General features: G+C 65.0%; 19 protein-coding genes. 8 read left to right on the plus strand and 11 right to left on the minus strand.

Features of this window, described 5'->3' with window-relative positions; translation table 11 throughout:
- Nucleotides 1-21 precede the first annotated feature (21 nt).
- Nucleotides 22-2754, plus strand: a complete 2733-nt coding sequence (locus tag DCG74_RS25500) for an EAL domain-containing protein (protein ID WP_172783613.1) — start codon at nucleotides 22-24, stop codon at nucleotides 2752-2754.
- Here the strand turns inward: DCG74_RS25500 and DCG74_RS25505 are convergent.
- From DCG74_RS25505 to DCG74_RS25535, 7 genes are all read right to left on the minus strand, one after another.
- Nucleotides 2751-3362, minus strand: coding sequence for an RNA polymerase sigma factor (locus DCG74_RS25505; RefSeq protein WP_172783612.1), 612 nt, complete (start codon nucleotides 3360-3362; stop codon nucleotides 2751-2753). The two genes, DCG74_RS25500 and DCG74_RS25505, sit on opposite strands and share 4 nt — an antisense overlap.
- Nucleotides 3363-3669: 307 nt before the next feature.
- On the minus strand, nucleotides 3670-4014 hold the full coding sequence (locus DCG74_RS25510; RefSeq protein WP_172783611.1) for a hypothetical protein: 345 nt from the start codon (nucleotides 4012-4014) through the stop codon (nucleotides 3670-3672).
- A gap of 260 nt (nucleotides 4015-4274) precedes the next feature.
- Nucleotides 4275-5051: a cytochrome c3 family protein gene (locus DCG74_RS25515; RefSeq protein WP_172783610.1), complete on the minus strand. Its 777-nt coding sequence runs from the start codon at nucleotides 5049-5051 to the stop codon at nucleotides 4275-4277.
- A complete protein-coding gene (locus tag DCG74_RS25520) occupies nucleotides 5048-5752 on the minus strand; it encodes an iron reductase (protein ID WP_172783609.1) in 705 nt (234 codons plus the stop codon). The genes DCG74_RS25515 and DCG74_RS25520 overlap by 4 nt, the downstream gene beginning before the upstream one ends.
- Nucleotide 5753: 1 nt before the next feature.
- A complete protein-coding gene (locus tag DCG74_RS25525; RefSeq protein WP_172783608.1) occupies nucleotides 5754-7751 on the minus strand; it encodes an FAD-binding oxidoreductase in 1998 nt (665 codons plus the stop codon).
- Nucleotides 7752-7775: 24 nt separating this feature from the next.
- A complete protein-coding gene (locus DCG74_RS25530) occupies nucleotides 7776-8489 on the minus strand; it encodes a Spy/CpxP family protein refolding chaperone (RefSeq protein ID WP_172783607.1) in 714 nt (237 codons plus the stop codon).
- 168 nt (nucleotides 8490-8657) lie between these two features.
- Nucleotides 8658-9908, minus strand: coding sequence for an OpgC domain-containing protein (locus DCG74_RS25535; RefSeq protein WP_246708705.1), 1251 nt, complete (start codon nucleotides 9906-9908; stop codon nucleotides 8658-8660).
- A gap of 440 nt (nucleotides 9909-10348) precedes the next feature.
- Between DCG74_RS25535 and DCG74_RS25540 the strand changes: the two genes are divergently transcribed.
- A complete protein-coding gene (locus DCG74_RS25540; RefSeq protein WP_172783606.1) occupies nucleotides 10349-10603 on the plus strand; it encodes a hypothetical protein in 255 nt (84 codons plus the stop codon).
- Nucleotides 10604-10712: 109 nt separating this feature from the next.
- On the opposite strand, the gene DCG74_RS25545 is transcribed toward DCG74_RS25540, so the two are convergent.
- On the minus strand, nucleotides 10713-12050 hold the full coding sequence (locus tag DCG74_RS25545) for a S41 family peptidase (RefSeq protein WP_172783605.1): 1338 nt from the start codon (nucleotides 12048-12050) through the stop codon (nucleotides 10713-10715).
- Between the two features lie 305 nt (nucleotides 12051-12355).
- Between DCG74_RS25545 and DCG74_RS25550 the strand changes: the two genes are divergently transcribed.
- The 3 genes from DCG74_RS25550 to DCG74_RS25560 all read left to right on the plus strand — a co-directional run bounded on the left by DCG74_RS25550 (nucleotide 12356) and on the right by DCG74_RS25560 (nucleotide 14498).
- On the plus strand, nucleotides 12356-13489 hold the full coding sequence (locus tag DCG74_RS25550; protein WP_172783604.1) for an alpha-hydroxy acid oxidase: 1134 nt from the start codon (nucleotides 12356-12358) through the stop codon (nucleotides 13487-13489).
- 24 nt (nucleotides 13490-13513) lie between these two features.
- Nucleotides 13514-14137 carry an HAD family phosphatase gene (locus tag DCG74_RS25555; RefSeq protein WP_172783603.1) on the plus strand — a complete coding sequence of 208 codons (624 nt, stop codon included), beginning with the start codon at nucleotides 13514-13516 and terminating at the stop codon, nucleotides 14135-14137.
- A gap of 157 nt (nucleotides 14138-14294) precedes the next feature.
- A complete protein-coding gene (locus DCG74_RS25560) occupies nucleotides 14295-14498 on the plus strand; it encodes a hypothetical protein (RefSeq protein WP_128265692.1) in 204 nt (67 codons plus the stop codon).
- A 102-nt stretch (nucleotides 14499-14600) separates the two neighbouring features.
- Here the strand turns inward: DCG74_RS25560 and DCG74_RS25565 are convergent, their stop codons facing one another.
- Together DCG74_RS25565 and DCG74_RS25570 are read right to left on the minus strand one after the other, a co-directional pair.
- The gene (locus DCG74_RS25565) at nucleotides 14601-14894 is read right to left on the minus strand and encodes a type II toxin-antitoxin system RelE/ParE family toxin (RefSeq protein WP_172783602.1); all 294 of its coding nucleotides are present in this window, start codon (nucleotides 14892-14894) and stop codon (nucleotides 14601-14603) included.
- Nucleotides 14891-15118, minus strand: coding sequence for a hypothetical protein (locus DCG74_RS25570; protein WP_172783601.1), 228 nt, complete (start codon nucleotides 15116-15118; stop codon nucleotides 14891-14893). The genes DCG74_RS25565 and DCG74_RS25570 overlap by 4 nt, the downstream gene beginning before the upstream one ends.
- 132 nt (nucleotides 15119-15250) lie before the next feature.
- Between DCG74_RS25570 and glp the strand changes: the two genes are divergently transcribed.
- From glp to DCG74_RS25585, 3 genes are all read left to right on the plus strand, one after another.
- A complete protein-coding gene (gene glp / locus DCG74_RS25575) occupies nucleotides 15251-16459 on the plus strand; it encodes a gephyrin-like molybdotransferase Glp (protein WP_172783600.1) in 1209 nt (402 codons plus the stop codon).
- A gap of 176 nt (nucleotides 16460-16635) precedes the next feature.
- Nucleotides 16636-17337: a transcriptional repressor LexA gene (gene lexA / locus DCG74_RS25580; RefSeq protein WP_036009965.1), complete on the plus strand. Its 702-nt coding sequence runs from the start codon at nucleotides 16636-16638 to the stop codon at nucleotides 17335-17337.
- Between the two features lie 375 nt (nucleotides 17338-17712).
- On the plus strand, nucleotides 17713-18147 hold the full coding sequence (locus DCG74_RS25585; protein ID WP_172783599.1) for a hypothetical protein: 435 nt from the start codon (nucleotides 17713-17715) through the stop codon (nucleotides 18145-18147).
- A 124-nt stretch (nucleotides 18148-18271) separates the two neighbouring features.
- Here DCG74_RS25585 and DCG74_RS25590 read toward each other — a convergent pair whose 3' ends face one another.
- Entirely contained in the window at nucleotides 18272-20551 is a 2280-nt protein-coding gene (locus DCG74_RS25590; RefSeq protein ID WP_172783598.1) for a ComEC/Rec2 family competence protein, read from the minus strand.
- Between the last annotated feature and the right edge of the window lie 34 nt (nucleotides 20552-20585).

Consider the following 20585-nt stretch of genomic DNA (forward strand, 5'->3'; position numbering starts at 1 on the left):
TGTGCGCGGCAACGATCAAGCATGAAGATGAAATTCGGCAGTCGTCTCTTTGACCAGGTCTTCGTGCGCAGCGGACCGATCCGCTGGCTGGTGGTGGGCGGCACGCTGCTGATCGCGGCCATCGCCATAGGCTCGGTGCTGATGGCGCAGAACTTCCGGGAGCGGGCGCTGCGCAATTCCAGCCGCGAGCTGGAAAACACCGTGCTGCTGCTCGCTCATCATTTCGATCAGCAATTGCAGGACTTCGCGGTCATCCAGAAGGATTTCGTCGACCACGTCCGCACCACCGGAATTGCGACCGGAGAGGACTATCGCAAGCGCCTCTCCGGCGAGGACGTGCACCGGATGCTGCGGTCGAAGATCGAGGCGCTGCCCTATATGGGCGGCGTCAACATCATCGATGCCGAAGGCAATCTGATCAATTCGTCGACGGCATGGCCGGCCCCAAAGGTGAATGTTGCCGATCGCGCCTACTTCCGCACCTTCAAGTACGATCCCTATGCGCCTGATGTCCTGATCGAGCCGCTGCACAGCCGCATCTCCGGCGCATGGACCATTCTGGTGGCGCGGAGGGTCGTCGGACCACGCGGCGAGTTCCTCGGTATGGTCGGACGCGGCATCGAGCCCGCCAATTTCGAGAAATTCTTCGCCTCCGTCGTGCTCGGCGAAGGCGCGACGATCTCGATGCTGCATCGCGACGGCACGCTGCTCGCCCGCTATCCGCATTCCGGCGAATTGATGGGACGAAACTTCAAGACCGGTCTTTTCGAGCATCAGAGGGTGTTCGGCCTCGATCATTTCGCCGGCCGCGTCAACAGCCCCATCGACGGTGAGGACCGGCTGATCTCCTCCCATGCCCTGCCCCACTTCCCGATCCTGATGATGGCCACCACCACGCGCGCGGCGGCCCTGGCGGATTGGCGCGAGCAGATCGGCATTCTGATCTCGGTCGCGGCCTCTTCCGCGCTCGCGATTGCAGGCGTGCTGATTGCCGTTGTGCGCAAGCTGCTGGAGCAGCACCGCCTTTCGCGCGAACGGCTGACGCTGGAAAAGCAGCGGCTGGACCGCGCCGTCAACAACATGACGCAGGGCCTCCTGCTGTTCGACGCCGGGCAGCGGCTCATCGTCTGCAACCAGCGCTACATCGAGATGTACGGTTTGTCGGCCGAGGTCGTGAAGCCCGGCTCAAGCTTCCGCGACATCATCGCCCATCGCAAGACAACCGGCTCGTTCACCGGCGACGTCGACGCCTACGTCGCGCGCGTCCTGAAGGACATCCATCTTCGCAACTCCATGGTGGTCGATACCGCCGATGGCCGCTCGATCCACATCCTCAACGAACCGCTCGCGGATGGCGGCTGGGTGGTGACCCATGAGGACGTCACGGAGCGCCGTCGCATCGAGGAGCGCATCACCCACCTCGCCCATTACGACGCGCTGACCGACCTGCCCAATCGCGCCATGTTCCACGAGCATCTGCGGCAAGAGCTGGCCGCGGTCGGCGACGGCGAGCAGATCGCGGTCCATTACATCGACATCGACGAGTTCAAGGGCGTCAACGACGCGCTCGGCCATCTCGTCGGCGACGAGCTGTTGAAATCGATCGCGGCGAACCTCCTCCGCTGTGCGGGTCCGGAGGACTTCGTGGCACGACTCGGCGGCGACGAATTTGCCATCGTGCAGGGCGCGGTAACGTCGTTGGATCAGGTCAACGAGCTCGTCGCGCGCGTCTTCGACACCATCCGCACACCTTTCGACTGCATGGGCCATCATCTCACCAGCGACGCCAGCATCGGTATCGCGCTCGCGCCGGAGCACGGCACGGCGCTCGACCAGATCCTGAAGAATGCGGACATGGCAATGTACGCGGCCAAGTCCGCCGGACGCCACACCTACCGCTTCTTCGAGCCGGACATGGACGCCAAGGTCCGCGAACGCCGCCAGCTCGAGGGCGACCTGCGCCACGCCATCGCGCAAGGAGGTCGCGAAGGCGGGCTCGAGGTCTATTACCAGCCCTGCCTCGGCCTGAAGGACGACCGCATCACCGGCTGCGAGGCGTTGGTGCGCTGGCGCCATCCCGAGCGCGGCTGGGTCTCGCCGGCCGATTTCATCCCGATCGCCGAAGACACCGGCCTGATCAACGAGATCGGCGAATGGGTGCTGGCGACCGCGTGCCGGGATGCGGCAAGCTGGCCCGACGACATCCGCCTCGCCGTCAACGTCTCGCCGGTGCAGTTCAAGAGCGGCACGCTGGCGCTGAAGATCATGGCGGCGCTCGCCGCGTCGAACCTGCCGGCGAGCCGGCTCGAGCTCGAGATCACCGAGGCGGTCCTGATCCGCGACGACGATGCCGCGCTCGCGATCCTGCACCAGCTCCGCGCCATCGGCATACGCATCGCACTCGACGATTTCGGCACCGGCTACTCGTCGCTGAGCTATCTGCACCGCTTCCCGTTCGACAAGATCAAGATCGACCGCTGCTTCGTCGACGACATCGCCCGCCCCGACGGCTCAGCCAGCATCGTTCAGGCTGTCGTCAACCTGGCGACCGCCCGCCGCATGACCACGACGGCCGAGGGCGTCGAGACCGAGGAGCAGCAGCGTCTGCTGCGCACGCTCGGCTGCTCCGAGATGCAGGGCTACCTGTTCAGCGCCGCCAAGCCCGCCGGCAAGATGCTGGAGCTGTTCGCGCTGCACCGCAGCCGGCTCGCCCAGCGCGACGGCAGCGAGAGCCGCCGCCGCGAGGTCGGCTAGGTCGGACCTCGGTTGTCGGCGCAACGGCACTCCCAGAAGCTTTCCTCCAGGCAGACGACGCAGGTTTGCTCGAGGCGCTCCTTCAGCGCTTGTCGTGCCCTGTGAAGCCGAACGGTCAGGTTGTTCACGGTCACGCCGAGGTCGGCGGCAACGGATTCCCGCGGCTCGCCGCCGAGATCGATCCTTCGAATGACTTCGGCGTGCTCTGGCTTCAACAAGGACAGATGAACGTGGAGGCACTCGCAGACTGCGGCATTCGCCGCGGCGTCCTGCTCGGCCGGCAGCCGATCGTTGAGCTCATGCGGGAACGGCATCTCCCTCGTCCTGCTCCTTGATGCCTGGCGGTGGAAGTCGGCGATGGTCGTCGCCAGAACCCGGCTCAGCCAGCCTCGAACCGAGTCCGCGTCGCGAATGTCGCCGGACCGCTCCAATGCGCGCAACATGAATAGCTGGAGCACCTCTTCCGCTTCGGCCCGACCGCCAAAGCGTCGCTGCAGATAGCCGCGCAGGCGATCGTAGCTGCCGACGAGCGCGGCACGAACGACCGTGTCCTGCACGTCCGGGGAGCCGGCCGCCTGTACCGGCAGAGTCTCGTTAGGCGATTTCATGACCCATCGTCCTTGCATGCCATTGGAGAGATCGCTTCGTTGCAGCGAAATTCGTCAGATCGCGCGCAAGCGCGGTCCGCCGAGGCAGCAGCTCCCGAGAGAGTCGTGAACGATCGTCGTCGTGATCGCGCGTCGGCCTCGCTTTGGCGCGAGCCAATGATCGCCGCGTCCACGTTCTTCTGCTCAACGCGCAGCGTCACGCGAGTGCCTGGCGCATCGCCATCATCCGCCGGGTACGGCACCCGTCACAGACGTGTCCATCCGCGCTCGGACCTGGAGCGACGCAGTACGATCTTCGGGAGCTAGCTCAGGCGATGGGGGGCCGATAGTGGCGGCGGAACGCGCCTTCCTCGCCGATCACGTCCGGGTGCGCCTCGCAGCGCGAATGCGGCGACACGAACTCCGCGATCCCAGGTGCTTGAGGCGACACTGCGCTGAAGCACAATACCGAGCCACAGCAGGCCGCATGCCGGTCGCCGGGCTCGTCCCGCTCGTTGTCACAATCTCCGTCTTTCGCAACGTCGTGCGAATGCACCGCCGATCCGGCACTGCTTGGATCGTGCGCATGCGCGGGCTGCTCGCAGGGTATCGAAGTGAGTGGAGCGACCGAGATGGCGAGCGACGGTGTCATCGACGCAAGCAGATAGGCCATGGCGACAAGCCATCCCCACCACCTTCCCCTCGGCTTTCTCGAGCCAATCATTCCTGCACCGCTGCTTGCCCTCGAAAATATAACTCTGGTTGTATCGCCGGCCAACAGAAAACGGCGCGCATGCCGAGCCAGCCATGCGGGACGGACCTGGCGCCACACGGAATTTGTCGGCTTCGGCAAGACATCTACCTCAAGCAGCCCATGAAATATTTTTCGCGGATCCCGTAATGTTGAAAGCCCACCGGCGTCGCGTTCAACCATCAATGGTGCTTCATCCAGCCGACGCTCTTGATGTTATTGAATGAGTCCGTCGTGTGGCACAAAAAGCATTGGTCCACCGATGCATGCTCCTGTCCCGCAATCATCCGATCCATCATGAAATGGTCCATATAGTGGCTCGGCGGCGCCTTATGACATTCGGCGCAGTCTTTCGAGGTTGGCGACGGATGCAGGAAGCCCGTGATTTTCCAGGACGCCAGCGCATGGCAATCGGCGCATTCCCGTCCAAACAATCCGCGGTGCGGCTCCCGGTTGCTGTGGCAGTTGGCGCAATCGAGCGCGGCCCTTTCGGGCCAGTCGGACTTTGGCAGTCCGAGAAACTCCGTCAGATCGGCTCTCAGTTGATCGACCGCGCTCCACTCGAACCCCCTCTTACCGGAGGCCGCCATCGTGACTTGCAGCAATGACGCATGGTTCATCCGGATCGGACGCGAGTCGCCCGCGTGCTCGCGATGGCAGCCGGAACACTGACCGCCGATGACGGCATGAAACGCCGTCGATTGCTTGGCGAGATCCGCGGCCGAAGGCGCATGACAGGTAATACAGGCGGCTGCCTCGACGCCTTTGACCGGCGAATGGCAGCTCTCGCATCTGTCGGCCAGAAATGCGTGCTTGGCGGACAGCGGCCCGGGACTGACGAGCCTTGTCCAACCCGGCACGAGTCCCGGGCTGCCCCGGTACAGGGCAATCGATGCGACCGCCGCGCTCGCGACCGCAAGGGTCGCGACCACGACATAGAGCACGCCCCTGACAGTCACGCGAGCCACCGCAGCCCATAATAGACCTCGGTGGCCACGTGCACCGCGAGCAGCGCGTACATGACGATCGCCGCCAGGACGTGGAGCCCGATCCACTGCATGAAGATCGCCTTGACCGCCTCGCTCGATCCGATCGCCGTTTCGAGATCGGAAATGCCGTCGACGAGCTGCAGCAGCGGCACGTCCTGCAACGCCAGTGCATGCATCCCGCCCCCGTCTCGCGGATCCCGATCGGGGGACATCGCCGCTGCGCAGCGCTCATAGGCCGACCTCAAGGTCGCCAGGTGCGACTGCTGCTGGCGCAGCTCCATCGCGGTCTGCGGCAGGTAATAGCGGCCGACGAATCCGGTGACAACCACAATCAGCATGCTGGTCAGAAGGGCGATCCCGAGCGGACTCTGGAGCTTGTGCCCGGTATGCAGCAGCGCGAGGAATGCAGCGACGATCCCGGCATAGGCGTGAAACGCCAGGAGCGTCGGCATCGACACGCATCGCGTGACGAGGGCCTTGAGCCTCGTGCTGTATTTGGTCATGGGATAGGCGAGAAGCAGGATCATCAGCGCGGCCGCGAACGCGCCGAGGATGAAGCCGGCGAGGCTTCCGGCAAAACGGCTGTCTGAGTGAAGCACGAAAGCCGGCGCCAGCAGCAGCAGGGCCGCCAGCACGGCGTCGGCGATCAGGCGCTCTCTCCCGGTCAACATCTCAGACCTCGACGACCAGATCCCCGACCGATCTCGCCTGGCAGGCCAGGATGAGACCGTTCGCCTTGTCCTCCGCGGTCAGGGCGTCCTGGACCTCCATCGTCACGTTGCCTTGCAACAGATGCGTCTTGCAGACGCCGCAGACCCCTGCCCTGCAGGAATAGTCGATCGCAACGCCAGCGCTCTCGGCAACCTCCAGCACGCTCTTGTCCGGCGGCAGCGCCGCCATCTTGCCGGATTTGGCGAAGCGAATGGTCGCCGTTGCCGGACCGACTGCTGCGGCCCCTCGGTTGCCCGCTTCTCCTTCCGCCATTTGCGCTTCGCTGGCGGCCTTGCCGGCCGGTGGAACGGCGCCGCGGGCCGGCCCGAAGGCTTCGGTCTTGATCTGCTCGCCCGGCACGCCGAGGCCGATCAGGGTTTTGCGGAGCGCATCCATCATTCCGGGCGGACCGCACAGATGAACGCGCCGCTTCGCAAGATCCGGCACCGCCTGTATCAGGAATTCGGCCGTGATCTGCCCCTCGCGTCCCATCCAGGACGTGCCTGAGGCCCGCATCATCGTGGCCGCGACGTGCAGGTTGTCCATCCTGCGCTGCAGGTATTCCAATTCGTCCCGGAAGATGAACTGCTCGGTCGTCTGTGCGCCGTAGATGAGGTAAATCTGGCCGGGCCAGGCGATGTCCGAGAGATAGCGGATCGCCGCCATCAACGGCGTGATGCCGACCCCGCCACCGATCAGGACGACGCTGTCGGCCTCCGTGCCCGTGAACGTAAAGGCGCCGGACGGGCCCGTGACCTCGACGAGGTCCCCCTCCTTCAGCTGGCCGTGCATGTAGTCGGACAGCAGCCCGCCTTCCTGGCGCTTGATCGTGGTCTCGACATAGGCGGTCTGCGCCGCGGACGAGGCGATCGTGTAGGAACGCCTGACCGTCTGTCCGTCAACCTCGATGGCATAGGTCAGGAACTGCCCGGGCAGGAACGCAAATGGAATCGTACCACCCTCCGCCGCCTGCAGACGGAAGGTCTTCACGTCAGGCGTCTCCCGATAAATCGCGCAGACCCTCAGCTTGCCCTTCCAGGGGCTACTCGCCGCACCGCGCGGCGGTCGGCGGTCTGTATCCCCGGAAGTCGTCGTTCCGCCGATGTCGTTCAGCGGACTGGCGGCTGGCGTGGTTACAGTGGTTATGATTGGCGTGACCGCAGCCGGAGCGACTGCCACGCGCGTCAGCCGGTCGACGAGCGCGTTCGCCCGGCGCATGCGCGCGATGTAAACGGCGAGCATCCCCACCGAAAACAGCGCCAGCAGCGCCATGGTGGTGACGTGAAACCAGGAGATCCCGGTCGCGCCGTCATCCGCATCCACAGTGCTTCGGGCAGACGGCAGATTCATTTGCGACTTGAACCAGGCCTGCGCGATCTGCTGTAGCGGTTTGCCTTCGTGAAGCGAACGCAGCGCGACCACGCCGCTCTGGACCGCGTTCAGGGACTCGCGAAGCCGGCGCGAGGCCTGATCGGCGGCGGCGATGTCGCCGCCGGCGATGGCGTGCCGCAGGTTCGTTTCGGCATCCGCCAGGCGATCGGTCTCGGCGCCGATCCGCGCGTGCGCCTCGCTCTCCAGGCTGCTCCTCTGCTCGGCAGACAGCGCCGGCATCTCCATCAATGCCGGATAGAACGCCTTGCGCGGCCGGCCCATCATGCCGTCCATTCCGCCCATCATTCCGGCGGACGAAGCGGCGGGCGACCCGCCAGCCGCGTATCCATCGCTCGGACCGGCCGATCCCTCCGGCTCCGGCCTCGCCTCGCCGCCGGCCCCGGCGGGATGGTGCGCCGCGTGATCGCCCTCAGCATCCGCGACCTTCCAAGGCTGCGCGAACCTTTCGGCGGCAGCTGTTACGCCGCGGCCGACGTCGGATGCCGGCGCGGCCATCGCGGCGAGCTGGCTCGCCAGGATGCCCAGCGCAAGCAGGCCGAAGCGACATCGAAGGATCGGACCGGACATGATCTTGCGCGTTCACATCGGCGGTCAGAACGATGCGATCAGAGGCAGCAGGATCGTATCGGCGGTCTGCTTCTGACTTTCGTTCAGCGACGCGTAGAGCCGCGTGAAGGCCGAGCGAGCCGACTTGATCGCCTCCAGACGCTCGGACAGATGCCGCTCGTAGTGCTCCAGACGATCCGCACCGCCGAGCTTGTCGTCCATGACGAGCATCTTGCGCGCTTCCAGGAGGTGCTGCCGGCTCGACCGCAATGCGTCCGCGACGTTATTCCAGTCTGCACTCTGCTTGTCGCTGATCTGCAGCTCCGCCTTCAGGAAAGCGATCCGCCCTTCGAGCCGCTCGGTCACGTCCGCCGGACCGCTCATTCCACCGCTGCCGCCGGATGGGCTCATCTGGCCGCGCATCATCTTCTCCATCATCTGCATCATCATCGGCATCATCTGCATCATGCCGGAGTTCTCCTGACAGCCCGCACCCTGGCAGTCCCGCATCTGGCCTTGCGGCGACATCTTCATCTTGTCGTCGTTCATCCGGCCGCCGCCCATGCTCTGAGATTGCCCTGCCGGCTGGCCCGTGTTCATCTTGCTGCCGGAATCCGAGGGATCGGGCCTCTTCATCTTGTCGTCATCCATCATCGCGATCCGAGCAGGATCGGCGGAGTATGCCGGCGACAGCACAACCGCCCCCAGGACGAGCACGGCGAACGTGGCTGCGCTCATGACGACATTTCTCGAGTTCATGTTCATTCTCCAGGTTTGGTTCAGTTGGTCATCTGACCGTCGAGGTCGGCGATCAGACGACGAGGCGCGCGGCAGTCAAGCCTTATGGACGCGAAGCTTCTCCGGCTCTTACGCACGGACGTGCCACGCGGCTTGATGGTCTCTTCCGCGAGATCAGCCCGGACGTCATCATCCGCCCGTCTCCTGGGCCGAGCGGCTCCTGTCGACATCCTTCGACCACGTCCGGTAATAGGCGATGATCGTCATGATCCACAGACCCCCTGCACCGACGATCAGCTGCGTCCATATTCCCTCGGAGCCCGACTCGATCACGAAATGCGCGACGAAGGACAGAAACAGGCCGACGCAGAACACCGACAACGATTGCTGGCCGCATCTGATCAAGGGCTGCAGCAGCAGCGACTTGAGGCCCGGCCAGTCGATCGGGATGAGCCGGACGACGATGAGCATCAGGCTCGCCAGATGGATGAGACGATAGGGACCGAGATTGGTCTTGTCGTTCGGAATGAAGATCGCGGCGAGCCCTTCAGGGACGGAATCGCGCAGTCCCGGGATTCGTTCGGCCAGCGTCACGACCAGCGCAAAGAGCAGGACGGCACAGCTGAAGGCGAACGCCGTGCGGGACGACAGCAGCCAGCGGCTCGCGGCCGCCCCTCCCAAGGCCAGCCAGGCGCCGAAGACGAACAGCAATTGCCAGGCGAACGGATTGAAGTACCAGACTCCAGCCGGATAGGACGGCAAATTCCATCCGCAATGGCGGGCCGCCAGATACAGACCGAGCGAGCCGATCATCACCGCGTTGCGCCAGCGCAGCATGACCCACTGCACGGCGGGAAACGCGGCCATCAGCACGATGTAGAGAGGCAGCACGTCGAGATTGAGCGGCTTGAACTTGAGGATCAGGCCCTGTGCGAGCGTCTCGACCGGAAAATTCATCAGCGGCGCGACGTTGAACTGATCCATCAAATGCAGATCGTCGTACCTGTGCGCGATGTAGTGCACGGCCGTGAGATAGACGAAGAACAACAGCAGGTGAGCGACATAGAGCTGCCACACCCGCCGCAGCAGCCGGGTTGCTCCGATGACGAAGCCACGCTCCATCATCATCGCGCCGAACACGAAGGTCGCGGTGTAGCCGGAGATCAGCACGAACAGATCGGCGCCGTCGCTGAAGCCGTAATTGCGTGTCGTGAACCAGACCAGCGCGGAATCCGGAATGTGCCCGAGAAAGATCAGCCAGTTGGCGAGGCCGCGAAAAAGATCGAGACGCAGATCGCGCCGCGGCACGACCAGCACGGATCTGATCGTGATCGTCTCCCACAGCCGACGACGCAACAGAAGCATAACTTGCAGGGGCTGCGCGGGGTCGTTAACCGTCTCTTCAGTCAACCGCACGTTCTCCATCATTACGATCGCCATTTCGGATCGCAACCTCGTCGTCGCTCGTTCGAGCCGGCACGCTAGGTTGCGTCGTTGTTGCCCGCTTGACGGACATCAAAGCCGGCCGACGCACCAGCAAATTCTTTTTGTGGTTCAATCGCGTAATAAATCGAGATGGATCTCGTCCTCCATCGGCAGTTCACCTGCCGATGACTACATGCCCCCCGAGCGACATGCTTGAGGGCATTGCACGAGGTTACGATTTCGCGCGTCGGCTTAAGATTTTTTTCTGTAAGAAGATCGCCGCTTCGCGTCGCCTGCAGCAACTCGACGAGTCTTCACATCTCAGCACTCGGCATGCGCATCGGCATGTTGATCTTGCTCAACCCGGACGATCGCACTCCGGGTTTGGTTGCGGCTCGATCAAGCCACCGGGACTTGATTGGCACCACTTGATGAATTCGAACAGGAGAAACCAAATGAGTCACCGCAAGCTGATCATCGCGGCCGCGATCATGTCCTTCGTTGCGCTGCCCGCGATGGCGCAGAAGAGCGCGACCGACGAGAAGAACGGCCATCACTATTCGGGCGGACCGAAGACCGAGGTCCCCCATCACATGGGCAAGAAGGAGAGCGACGGCGGAACGACCAGCGGTTCCGGGGGCAGCCACCATTATGGTGGCGGGCCGAAGACGGAAGTCCCGCACCATACCGGCGCGAAGAAGCCGCAATGACCAAGGCTTGCCGTGCCGCGATCCCGAACTGGGACGGCGCTGCAAACGAAATCGCCCGGAAGCGGCCATCCGCTCCCGGGCGATCCATTATCTGTAGAGCTCGTAAGGTCTAGTTCGGCACTGCAGCCTTGGTCGCAGGTTTGGCGGCGACGGCATTTGCGGTGACGCCATGGAGGAAATCGTAGGCCGCGTGCAGGGCCTTGTCGTCCTTCTCTTCCGGCGGAACGTAGGACTGCGACCCGGTCTGCTCGCTGCCGTCGGCCGCCGACAGATGGCCGCGCATCTGAGACTCCGCCATGGTGTCCATCCGTCCCTTCAGCTCGGGCGGCACGTCCTGGAGGATCTCGATGTCGGGCGCGATGCCCTGGGCCTGGATCGAGCGGCCCCACGGCGTGTAGTAGCGTGCCGTGGTCAGCGCCAGCGCGCCGTGGTCGGCGCCGAGCGGAATGATGGTCTGCACCGAGCCCTTGCCGAACGAGCGCGTGCCAATGATCGTCGCGCGCTTGTGATCATGCAGTGCGCCGGCGACGATCTCGGAGGCCGAGGCCGAGCCGCCGTTGACCAGCACCACCAGCGGCTTGCCCTTGGTGAGGTCGCCGCCATGGGCGGTGAAGCGCTGCGTCTCTTCCGGAGAGCGGCCGCGGGTCGAGACGACCTCGCCGCGCTGCAGGAAGGCGCTCGACACCGACACGGCCTGGTCGAGCAGGCCGCCAGGATTGTTGCGCAGGTCCACCACATAGCCGGCGAGCTTCTCCTGCGGGACCTGCTTGGAGACCGAGGCGATCGCCTTCTTCAGGCCGTCGGTGGTCTGCTCGTTGAAAGAGGTGATGCGGATATAGCCGATGTCGCCGTTCTCGACGTGGAAGCGCACCGGGCGCACATGGATGATCTCACGCGTGATCGCGACGTCGAGCGGCGCATCCGCGCCCTTGCGGATGATGGTGAGCTTGGTCTTGGTGTCGACCGGCCCCTTCATCTTGTTAACCGCCTGCTCGAGCGTCATGCCCTGCACGGCCTCGCCGTCGATCTTGCTGATGAGGTCGCCGGACATGATGCCGGCCTTCGAAGCCGGCGTGTCGTCGATCGGCGAGACGACCTTGACGAGGCCATCCTCCATCGTGACCTCGATACCGAGGCCGCCGAACTCGCCGGAGGTGGTCTCCTGCATCTCGGTCCAGGCCTTGGCATTCATGTAGCGCGAATGCGGGTCGAGCGAGGTCACCATGCCGGTGATCGCACCCTCGATCAGCTTGGCATTGTCGGGCTTCTCGACATAGCTGGCCTTGACCCGCTCGAACACCGCGCCGAACAGATTGAGTTGGGCATAGGCATCATCCGCGCTCACTGCCGCCCGCGCCGCCCATACGCCGCCCTGCGGGCTGGCTACCAGAAGGGTCAGACACGCTCCGGTGAGCGCGCCCAGGGGGAACAGCAGGGATTTCCGCATGGATGAGGGTGCCTTTTGCTTGGCGGTTCTCTTGAGGCTGGGACGCGCCATGCAAATGGCGATCCAGCCCATCTCTCACAATACCATTCTGGTTTCTTCAAGGCCGGGACGCCACACAGGCGGGTCGACCGAAGAAATCCCTTCGCCTTGGCCTAAACTTTTGGCAACGTTCCGAAACTGTTTCGACGCAAGACGACAGCGGTCGGGCCGCCCACGCCTCGCAGCTATGCGATTTTAGGATGGTTTTGGAGGGCCGGACGCGATAGGCGATGGCGATAAGACTTCAAATTCTCGGGAGGACAACAATGAATGAAGCGCCCCGCATCCGGCCGGAACGGAATGTCGAGCTCGGTGCCAGCGACGAGCCGTTCCAGAACCTGCACGAGTTCGTCAGGAAGGCGCGCGCCAACCTCAACCAGAATGCCTGGGACTACATCGTCGGCGCCGCCGAGACCGAGACCACGATGCGGCGCAACCGCATGGCGCTCGACGAGATCGCCTTCCGCCCGCGCGTGCTGCGCGACGTGCGCAAGGTCGATGGCAGCGTCGAGCAGTTCGGCCGCAAGGTGCGGCTGCCGGTGGTGCTGGCTCCCGTCGGCGCACTCGAGATCTTCGATCCGGACGGCGCGGCGAGCGTCGCGCGCGCTGCAGGCACGTTCGGCGCGGCGCACATGCTGAGCTCGGTGTCCGAGCCCGGTCTCGAGAAGACCGCCGAGGCTGCCCCTGATGCACTGCGTCTCTATCAGCTCTATGTCCGCGGCGACGATGCCTTCGTCGCCGACGTCGTCAGCCGGGCCGAGAAGAACGCTTATGCCGCCTTCTGCCTGACCGTCGACACCGCCCATTACAGCCGTCGTGAACGTGACATCGCCAAGCGCTACGTTCGCGAAAGCCGCCTGCGCGCCACCGGCGGCGATTTCCAGAAGGGCCTGGAGTGGCGGACCGTGAAGATGATCAAGGACAAGTTCAAGATTCCGCTGATCCTCAAGGGCATCGCCACCGCCGAGGACGCACAGATCGCGCTCGATCACGGCGTCGAATGGATCTACGTCTCCAATCATGGCGGCCGCCAGCTCGACCACGGCCGCGGTGCCATGCACGTCCTGCCGGAGATCGTCGACGCCGTGAAGGGCCGCGCGAAGATCATGGTCGACGGCGGCTTCTGCCGGGGCACCGACATCGTCAAGGCGATCGCGGCGGGCGCCGACCTCGTCGGCATCGGCCGGCTGCAATGCTGGGCGCTGGCCGCAGCTGGCGAAGCCGGTGTCGCGCGGATGCTGGAGCTGCTCGAAGACGAGGTGCTGCGCTGCCTCGGCCTCCTGGGCGCCACCTCATTCGCCGAGATCGACAAGTCCTGCCTGCATCCGGCGACCGCCACCAACGCGCCCAGCGTGTTCAGCGCGTTCCCGCTGTTCGACCACGATCCCTATCGTTACTGAGCATACTGAAGTGAAAAGGACGCAATGACATCGCTCTCTCCCGGCAGCGCGGATGCGCTGCTGTTCGACCTCGGGCGCGTGGTGCTCGACATCGACTTCTCGAAGGCGATCGCCTGCTGGGCGGGACATGCCGGCTGCCAGCCCGAGGCCATCATCGCGCGCTATGTGCGCGACGAGGCCTACCGCCTGCACGAAATGGGCAAGATCAGCGACGCGGACTATTTCGCCTCGCTCCGATCCTCGCTCGGGATCGGTATCTCGGATGCGCAGTTCCTGGAAGGCTGGAACGCGATCTTCGCCGGTGAGATGCCCGATATCGCCGAACTGTTGCCGCGCGCGGCGAAGCGGATGCCGCTCTACGCCTTCTCCAACACCAATCGGCCGCACGTCGACTATTTCTCGAAGGAATATGCCGGTCTGCTCGGCCATTTCCGCGAGCTGTATCTGTCCTCCAGCATCGGCCTGCGCAAGCCGGATGCCGAGGCGTTCGACCATGTCGTCGCGGCGATCGGCGTCCCGGCCGAGCGCATCGTCTTCTTCGATGACCTCGCCGAGAACGTCGAGGGAGCGCGGGCACGTGGCTTGACCGCCGTGCATGTCACCTCGCCGCGCGACGTCGGGAACGCATTGAAAGCGCTGGGGATCTGAGCCGCAGGAAGCCCGGAGCGTGCTCAGTTCCAGGCGCTAAATCTGCAGGGAATGAGGAACCCAATCACTTTGTGCATTTTTATACAGAGTTCCGGGAACGGAATACCACCCTTCGGACTCATGAGTCCGTTGGGCCTTCTACATTGGACTGATCGACGTGCTGGGCAAGACCTATCTCACCAAGCAGGCTTCTCTCCTGCTCGAATTCGCCAGAACCACCTCGGATTCTGACCTCTCCGCCAAACTGATCAGCAAGGCCGCCGACCTGAAATCCCAGGCCGATCCGCTGCCCGACAAGGATCAGGGCCCCAAGGCGCCCGACGTCGCGGATTTCAGTCCGGGCGATCCGACGGAGCGTTGACCGATGTTGGCCGTGGCGCTCGTCATTCTCGTCCTTGCCATGGCTATCCTCGTTCCGGTCTGCCTCGCCTTCCGCATCATGCCGCGGCGGAGTTGAGCCAGCTCAAATATCCGAGTGTTCTCGTTCCTGCGCGGGATGCTTGATCGCGAGAATGACGATTTCGCCAGCCTCTACTTCCAGCCGGTAGTAGACCAGATAAGGGTACCGCCGCGTTACCAGCTTGCGTACGCCCTCGACCTTCTGCGGTCTTCCAAGCCGTGGAAAGCGAACGAGATTTTGAAGCGATTCAAGAATCGCAGCGCGCACGCGCAATGCACCTTGCGGGCTGTGCTCCCTGACATAGTCGGCAATCTCAATCAGATCCTTGGCCGCGCGTTGCGTAAATCTGAGCCTCATCGCTCGAAGCGGCGAAAGGCTGCTTCGATCTCGGCGTCAGACGCAAATTGCCGGAGGTTCGCTTGTGTGAGCCCCTCGAGGACCGCCGCAAGGTGGCCGGGATCCATTTCCTCAGCCTCCTCTCCGCCGTCGCTCAAAGCCAACATGGCGCGCGCGATCTCGTCCTGGCTATCCGCAGGAAGCTGCCGCACGGCCTTGAGCGCCTTTTCGAGCAGTTTTGTCATGGACAGAAGATAAGCCGACCCGAGACCGAAAGGAAGTGTGGCTTCTTGCTGGCCAGGGAGGCCTTTTTGCTTCAGTCCCTCCGCTCAGCTAGAACTTGCCGACCGAGTCCTGATTTGTTGCGGAGTTCGCCCGTGGCCCTGATGCCGGTTTCTGACGCGCTCGCCGCGGTGCTGACCGGCGCCGAGCCGCTGGCTGAAGAGATGGTTCGCCTCGACGAGGCCCACCATCGTGTGCTCGCGCACGATGTCGCGGCGCGGCGTACGCAGCCGCCGGAGGCGATGTCGGCGATGGACGGCTATGCCGTGCGCGCGTCCGACGCGGCCATCGAGACCAGGCTGACCGTCGTCGGTGAGGTCGCGGCGGGTCGGCCGTTCGCGGGAAGGGTCGGCCCCGGCGAAGCCGTGCGGATCTTCACCGGCGGCGTCGTTCCCGACGGCGCCGATGCCGTCGTGATCCAGGAGGACACAATTGCCGACGGCACGCATGTCACGATCAAGGAAGCCGCAATTTGTGGCCGGCACATCCGCCCTGCGGGCATCGACTTCCGCGAAGGCGACGTGCTGCTGCGCAAGGGAATCCGTCTCACCGAGCGCGATCTCGCCCTCGCCGCCGGAATGAATCATCCTCATCTCGCCGTTATCCGCCGCCCGAGGGTCGCGATTCTCGCCACCGGCGACGAGCTGGTCATGCCGGGCACCGCGCCTGGTCCCGGTCAGATCGTCTATTCCAATGGCTATGCCCTGCACGCCCTTGCCCGCAGCGAGGGCGCCGAGACCATCGACCTCGGAATTGCCGCCGATACGCTGGAGTCCACGTCCGCCGGCATCCGCCGCGCACGCGAGAGCGGCGCCGACATCCTGGTCACGACCGGCGGTGCGTCGGTCGGCGACCACGATCTGGTCCAGCAGGCGCTCAAGGGCGAAGGCATCGAGATTGCGTTCTGGAAGATCGCGATCCGGCCCGGCAAGCCGATGATGCATGGTCGCCTCGGCGCGATGCGCGTGATCGGCCTGCCCGGCAATCCCGTGTCGTCATACGTGTGCGCCTTCCTGTTCATGGTGCCCTTGATTCGGGCCCTGTCGGGCGGTTCTGTGATTCATCATCAGCGCGAGCGCGCCGTGCTGGGCCGCGATCTCGGCGCCAACGACCAGCGCGAGGATTATCTGCGTGCGCGGCTGGAGGTACGCGACGACGGCACGCGCGTCGCCCTTCCCGTCAGCCATCAGGACTCCTCCCTGCTTGCGAATCTCTCTGCGGCACAGGTACTTCTCGTGCGCGCACCGTTCGCGCCGAAGGCCGAGGCCGGCACACCTTGCGAGGTGCTGCGGCTGCCCGTCTGAGCTGCCCGGCCGCACGCATTCCGCGAGTTCGGCCTCGTTCACCATAAATTAAGCAGTTGCGGAACACATATCGAACATATAGTGTCCGTTCATGATTTGTTTCGAGGATGTAGCGGCTTATTGCCGACTTCATCGTCTCGGAATCGAACGACATCAACCGGGGGACTTTGGTCGAGATGTTGACGCGCAAACAATACGAGCTTCTGCGGTTCATCAGCGAACGTCTGAAGGAAAGCGGCGTGCCGCCGTCCTTCGACGAGATGAAGGATGCGCTCGACCTGCGCTCGAAGTCAGGCATTCATCGCCTGATCACTGCGCTCGAGGAGCGCGGCTTCATTCGCCGCCTGCCCAACCGCGCCCGTGCCATCGAGGTGATCAAGCTGCCCGAGCTCCAGGCCGCAGCCGGCAATCGCCGCGGCTTCACCCCGAGCGTCATCGAGGGCAATCTCGGCAAGGTGCGCGCGAGCTCCAGCCCGCCCGCGGATGAGGGCGAGCGCCCCGTCGCGGTGCCCGTGATGGGCCGCATCGCGGCCGGCACGCCGATCGAGGCGCTGCAGACCCGCAGCCACACCATCAGCGTCCCGCCGGACATGCTCGGCTCCGGCGAGCACTACGCGCTCGAGGTGCGCGGCGATTCGATGGTCGAGGCCGGCATCCTCGACGGCGACATGGCGCTGATCCAGCGCAACGAGACCGCCAATACCGGCGACATCGTGGTGGCGCTGATCGACGACGAGGAGGCCACGCTCAAGCGCTTCCGCCGCCGCGGCGCCTCGATCGCGCTCGAGCCCGCCAATGCCGCCTACGAGGTCCGCATTCTTCCGCCGAACCGCGTGAAGATCCAGGGCAAGCTGATCGGGCTTTACCGGAAGTACTGATACCGGAAGTAAGCGCTACGCGCGCTTCGATCGTCGATCCAAGATTGGAGCGGATACTTGTCCGCTCCGGCTGGATGGTCTTTCTGGTTCTGCGCTGACTGTTCGGCGCCTCTTCCCGCGCGACACTCGCCCATGCGGACACGCGGCCATTTCGCTCCGCCGGTAGAGTTGTGCCGACAGCGCCGATAGTGCGGGCCAAATGCAAGGACGCGAGGTTTGTTCCTATCGAATCCGGGAAAGATAATGTGATCGCGTGCTGCGGATGCGAGCCGCAGATTTGCCCATAACCGAGCAGAGCGTTGGAGGCTTCCACTCTGATAGAGGCCTGCGCCTCGAAAGAGACGCGGGTCGCTATCCCAGTATGAGGAGCACCCGATGTGTGACTATAGCCTGCATGCCGTCGCGACGCGCCCCGCCGAAGTTGGCGAGACGATCGTCACGACAACCTTCCGCGGCACCTCGACGCGCGGCTTCGCCTCCGAAGCCGATCTCTCCGTCGCGGTCTGTCTGCTGCCGGGAACGGAGCTCGCTTTCGCCGATAACGTCCGCTATGACAACCGCTGGATCTGGACGCGAACCGTCAACTCCCGCGTCGGCAAGTTCGGCAAGATCGACCCGCACATTCCCGATCGCCATCATGACGCGATCGAATTTCCGGACGGCAAGTACGTGCTGGTGACGCAGCTCGTCGAAGGCCAGCGCGCGACCGTGCTGCAATTGCCGGTGACGCAGCAAGCCATCGAGCGCGAGCACAAGCCGCAGATCGTCGCCGACACGCGGCCCACGATCACGCGCCTGCCGATCGGCTGACGCCGTCGGCCCCGACCGAAAAGTCGAGGGCCAAATTCAAATGCCATCGCCGGCCGCGGCCGGCGAGATGGTATGGTTTGCGTCCTGCGGGATCCCGTCGGACCGATTTTCCCCGCATCGATCTTCAATCGTCGGCCTGCAAGTCGGCCTCCGATGGCGTTGCGTCCCGGTTGCGAGGCACGGCCGTCTTCGGCACGAGGCTGCCGTCGAAATCCCCCTCGCCGGCGCCGGCCGGCAGCCAAGGACGGCTTGCCCCTCTCGCCCTCACCGCCTGCACCGAAAAACCCTCTCCGCTTCGCGTCAGAGCCAGCGCGCCCTGACTGGCAAGACGCGCCCGATCGACGACCATCGCCGCGCAGTCGGGCGGCGCGGGCCGCGCCGTCACCACCAGCGCGGCGCGGCTGCAATCATCGGCCAGCGCGTCGATGCGCGTCGCCAACGCGATCAGCCGTCCGTCCGCGAGCGGCGCCACGCAACCGGACTCGTCACATGACGCGCTGCTCGCCAACGAGGCGTTGCCGGCATCACGCGGATCGGCATCGGCGGCCAGCCACTCCTTCAGCAGGAAGCTGTCCTTGCTGGCGCGGATCACTTGCAAGCGCCCATCCGCGCCCCGGACCGCGACGCTCGCACCATCCCCGGCAATCAGGACATCAGGCTGGCGCACCGACAGCCCCCAGAGGATCGCCGCCAGCAGCACCAGGGCGCCGGACCAGCGCAAGGGCGTGCGCAACAGGCCCATCACGATGAGCCCGAGGCTCGCCGCGATCAGCGGCGCGATCCCGAACGCCGGAATGCGGCCGACGGCGCCCGGCAGGGCCGCCACCCAGCGCGCGACCAGGACCATCCACTCGATGCCGATTCCCATCAACCACCAGAACACGCCGTCGAGCCCGAAAGGCGCTGCGAGCAGTCCGAGCAGCCCGGCCGGCATCACCAGCGCCGACACCACCGGCATGGCGCCGAGATTGGCGATGACGCCGTATGGCGTCACGCGATGGAAGTGGAAGGCGGCATATGGCGTGGTCGCGAGCCCCGCGATCAGCGAGGCCAGGAACAGCATCGCGATCTCGCGGCCGCCCCACAGCGCGATCCGCGCCGTCGCGGAATGATCGGGTGAGGCGAGCAGGTTCGGCATGCCGATCTGCACCAGCGCGACCAGCCCGAGCGTTGCCGCAAACGACATCTGGAAGCTCGGATGCACCAGCGCCTCCGGCGCGACCGCGAGCACGATCAGCGCCGCCACCGCCAGCGTGCGGAAGGTGATGGCGCGGCGATCGACCATGACGGCGATCAACACCACTGCCGTCATGAAGAACGATCGTTGCGTCGCGACTTCCGCGCCCGACAGCAACAGGTAGAACGCCGCCGCGACCAGCGCAGCGGCCGCCGACCATTTCTTGATGGCAAAGCCGGCCGCCAGCCCCGGGATCAAGGCCAGCAGCGCGCGCACCGCGAAGAAGACGACGCCGGCGACGACCGCCATGTGGTAGCCGGAGATCGACAGCACATGGCCGAGCCCCGAGACGAACATGGCATCGTTGACCGGCGCGGTGATCGCATCGCGCCGCCCCGTGAGCAGCGCCGTTGCGATCGCCCGGTTGTCGCCTTCGAGCGTTGCGCGGATGCGCGCGTCGATCGCATCGCGCAGGCCCTGCATGAAGGCGGCATAGCGCAGCCGCAGGCCGCCGGCATCCGGCGGCCTGGACGCCGTGATCGCGCCCATTACGAAGCCGGAGGCACCGATGCTCTGGAAGAACATGTCGCGCGAGAAATCATAGCTGCCGGGCCGCACCGGCGAGATCGGCGGCAGCAGCCGCGCCTTCAATTGCACGAAGCTGCCGACTTCGGGCGCCGTGCCCTTGCGCACCGAGAGGCGGACGCGCTCGAGCTTGACGTCGCCGCGCTGCGCCTCCATCGCGCTGACGCGCAGCACGAAGCGATCGGTACGCTCGCGAATGTCGCGCGCTTCCACGAAGCCCGACAGCGACACCGAATAAAGCGGCTTGGCGAGCACGGGATGGGCGACGCGCGCCGTCTTCCAGGTCGCCATGGCAAATCCGGCGGCGACCGCCGCGATCATGATCGCAGGCGCAAACAGCCGGCTCCGCCGGAGCAACACCGCGCCGAGCATCAGCGCGATGGCCGTCGCGGCAACCACCCACAGCACCGGCTCATGATCGGCGGCGAAATAAAGCGCAATGCCGCCGCCAAAGGCGACGGGCACCCACGGCAACAGCCGGCCTGGCCCGGCCTCGGCGCGCGCCCACTGGCGCAGCATTTCGACGATGGCCGGCCAGATGCCAAACCCCGCCGGCGCAAAGCCGCCGGCCGGGGCGGCGCGGCCGACCGGCCACGTCCCGGCAACTCCCTGGGAGCGTCCTGGCCGCCCCGGCTCCGCCATTCCCCTGCACCTTGCGATACGCGACGGGTGCGGA

Source organism: Bradyrhizobium sp. WBAH42 (assembly GCF_024585265.1).
GTDB lineage: Bacteria > Pseudomonadota > Alphaproteobacteria > Rhizobiales > Xanthobacteraceae > Bradyrhizobium.

Bases quoted from the DNA above. Each gene is read 5' to 3' on its own strand.
- DCG74_RS25555 (WP_172783603.1), top strand. From the start codon at position 13,514: ATGACATCGCTCTCTCCCGGCAGCGCGGATGCGCTGCTGTTCGACCTC.
- DCG74_RS25545 (WP_172783605.1), bottom strand. From the start codon at position 12,050: ATGCGGAAATCCCTGCTGTTCCCCCTGGGCGCGCTCACCGGAGCGTGT.
- lexA (WP_036009965.1), top strand. From the start codon at position 16,636: ATGTTGACGCGCAAACAATACGAGCTTCTGCGGTTCATCAGCGAACGT.
- DCG74_RS25590 (WP_172783598.1), bottom strand. From the start codon at position 20,551: ATGGCGGAGCCGGGGCGGCCAGGACGCTCCCAGGGAGTTGCCGGGACG.
- DCG74_RS25535 (WP_246708705.1), bottom strand. From the start codon at position 9,908: ATGGCGATCGTAATGATGGAGAACGTGCGGTTGACTGAAGAGACGGTT.
- DCG74_RS25500 (WP_172783613.1), top strand. From the start codon at position 22: ATGAAGATGAAATTCGGCAGTCGTCTCTTTGACCAGGTCTTCGTGCGC.
- DCG74_RS25530 (WP_172783607.1), bottom strand. From the start codon at position 8,489: ATGAACTCGAGAAATGTCGTCATGAGCGCAGCCACGTTCGCCGTGCTC.
- DCG74_RS25550 (WP_172783604.1), top strand. From the start codon at position 12,356: ATGAATGAAGCGCCCCGCATCCGGCCGGAACGGAATGTCGAGCTCGGT.
- DCG74_RS25525 (WP_172783608.1), bottom strand. From the start codon at position 7,751: ATGTCCGGTCCGATCCTTCGATGTCGCTTCGGCCTGCTTGCGCTGGGC.
- DCG74_RS25565 (WP_172783602.1), bottom strand. From the start codon at position 14,894: ATGAGGCTCAGATTTACGCAACGCGCGGCCAAGGATCTGATTGAGATT.
- DCG74_RS25510 (WP_172783611.1), bottom strand. From the start codon at position 4,014: ATGGCCTATCTGCTTGCGTCGATGACACCGTCGCTCGCCATCTCGGTC.
- DCG74_RS25570 (WP_172783601.1), bottom strand. From the start codon at position 15,118: ATGACAAAACTGCTCGAAAAGGCGCTCAAGGCCGTGCGGCAGCTTCCT.
- DCG74_RS25505 (WP_172783612.1), bottom strand. From the start codon at position 3,362: ATGAAATCGCCTAACGAGACTCTGCCGGTACAGGCGGCCGGCTCCCCG.
- DCG74_RS25540 (WP_172783606.1), top strand. From the start codon at position 10,349: ATGAGTCACCGCAAGCTGATCATCGCGGCCGCGATCATGTCCTTCGTT.
- DCG74_RS25520 (WP_172783609.1), bottom strand. From the start codon at position 5,752: ATGTTGACCGGGAGAGAGCGCCTGATCGCCGACGCCGTGCTGGCGGCC.
- DCG74_RS25585 (WP_172783599.1), top strand. From the start codon at position 17,713: ATGTGTGACTATAGCCTGCATGCCGTCGCGACGCGCCCCGCCGAAGTT.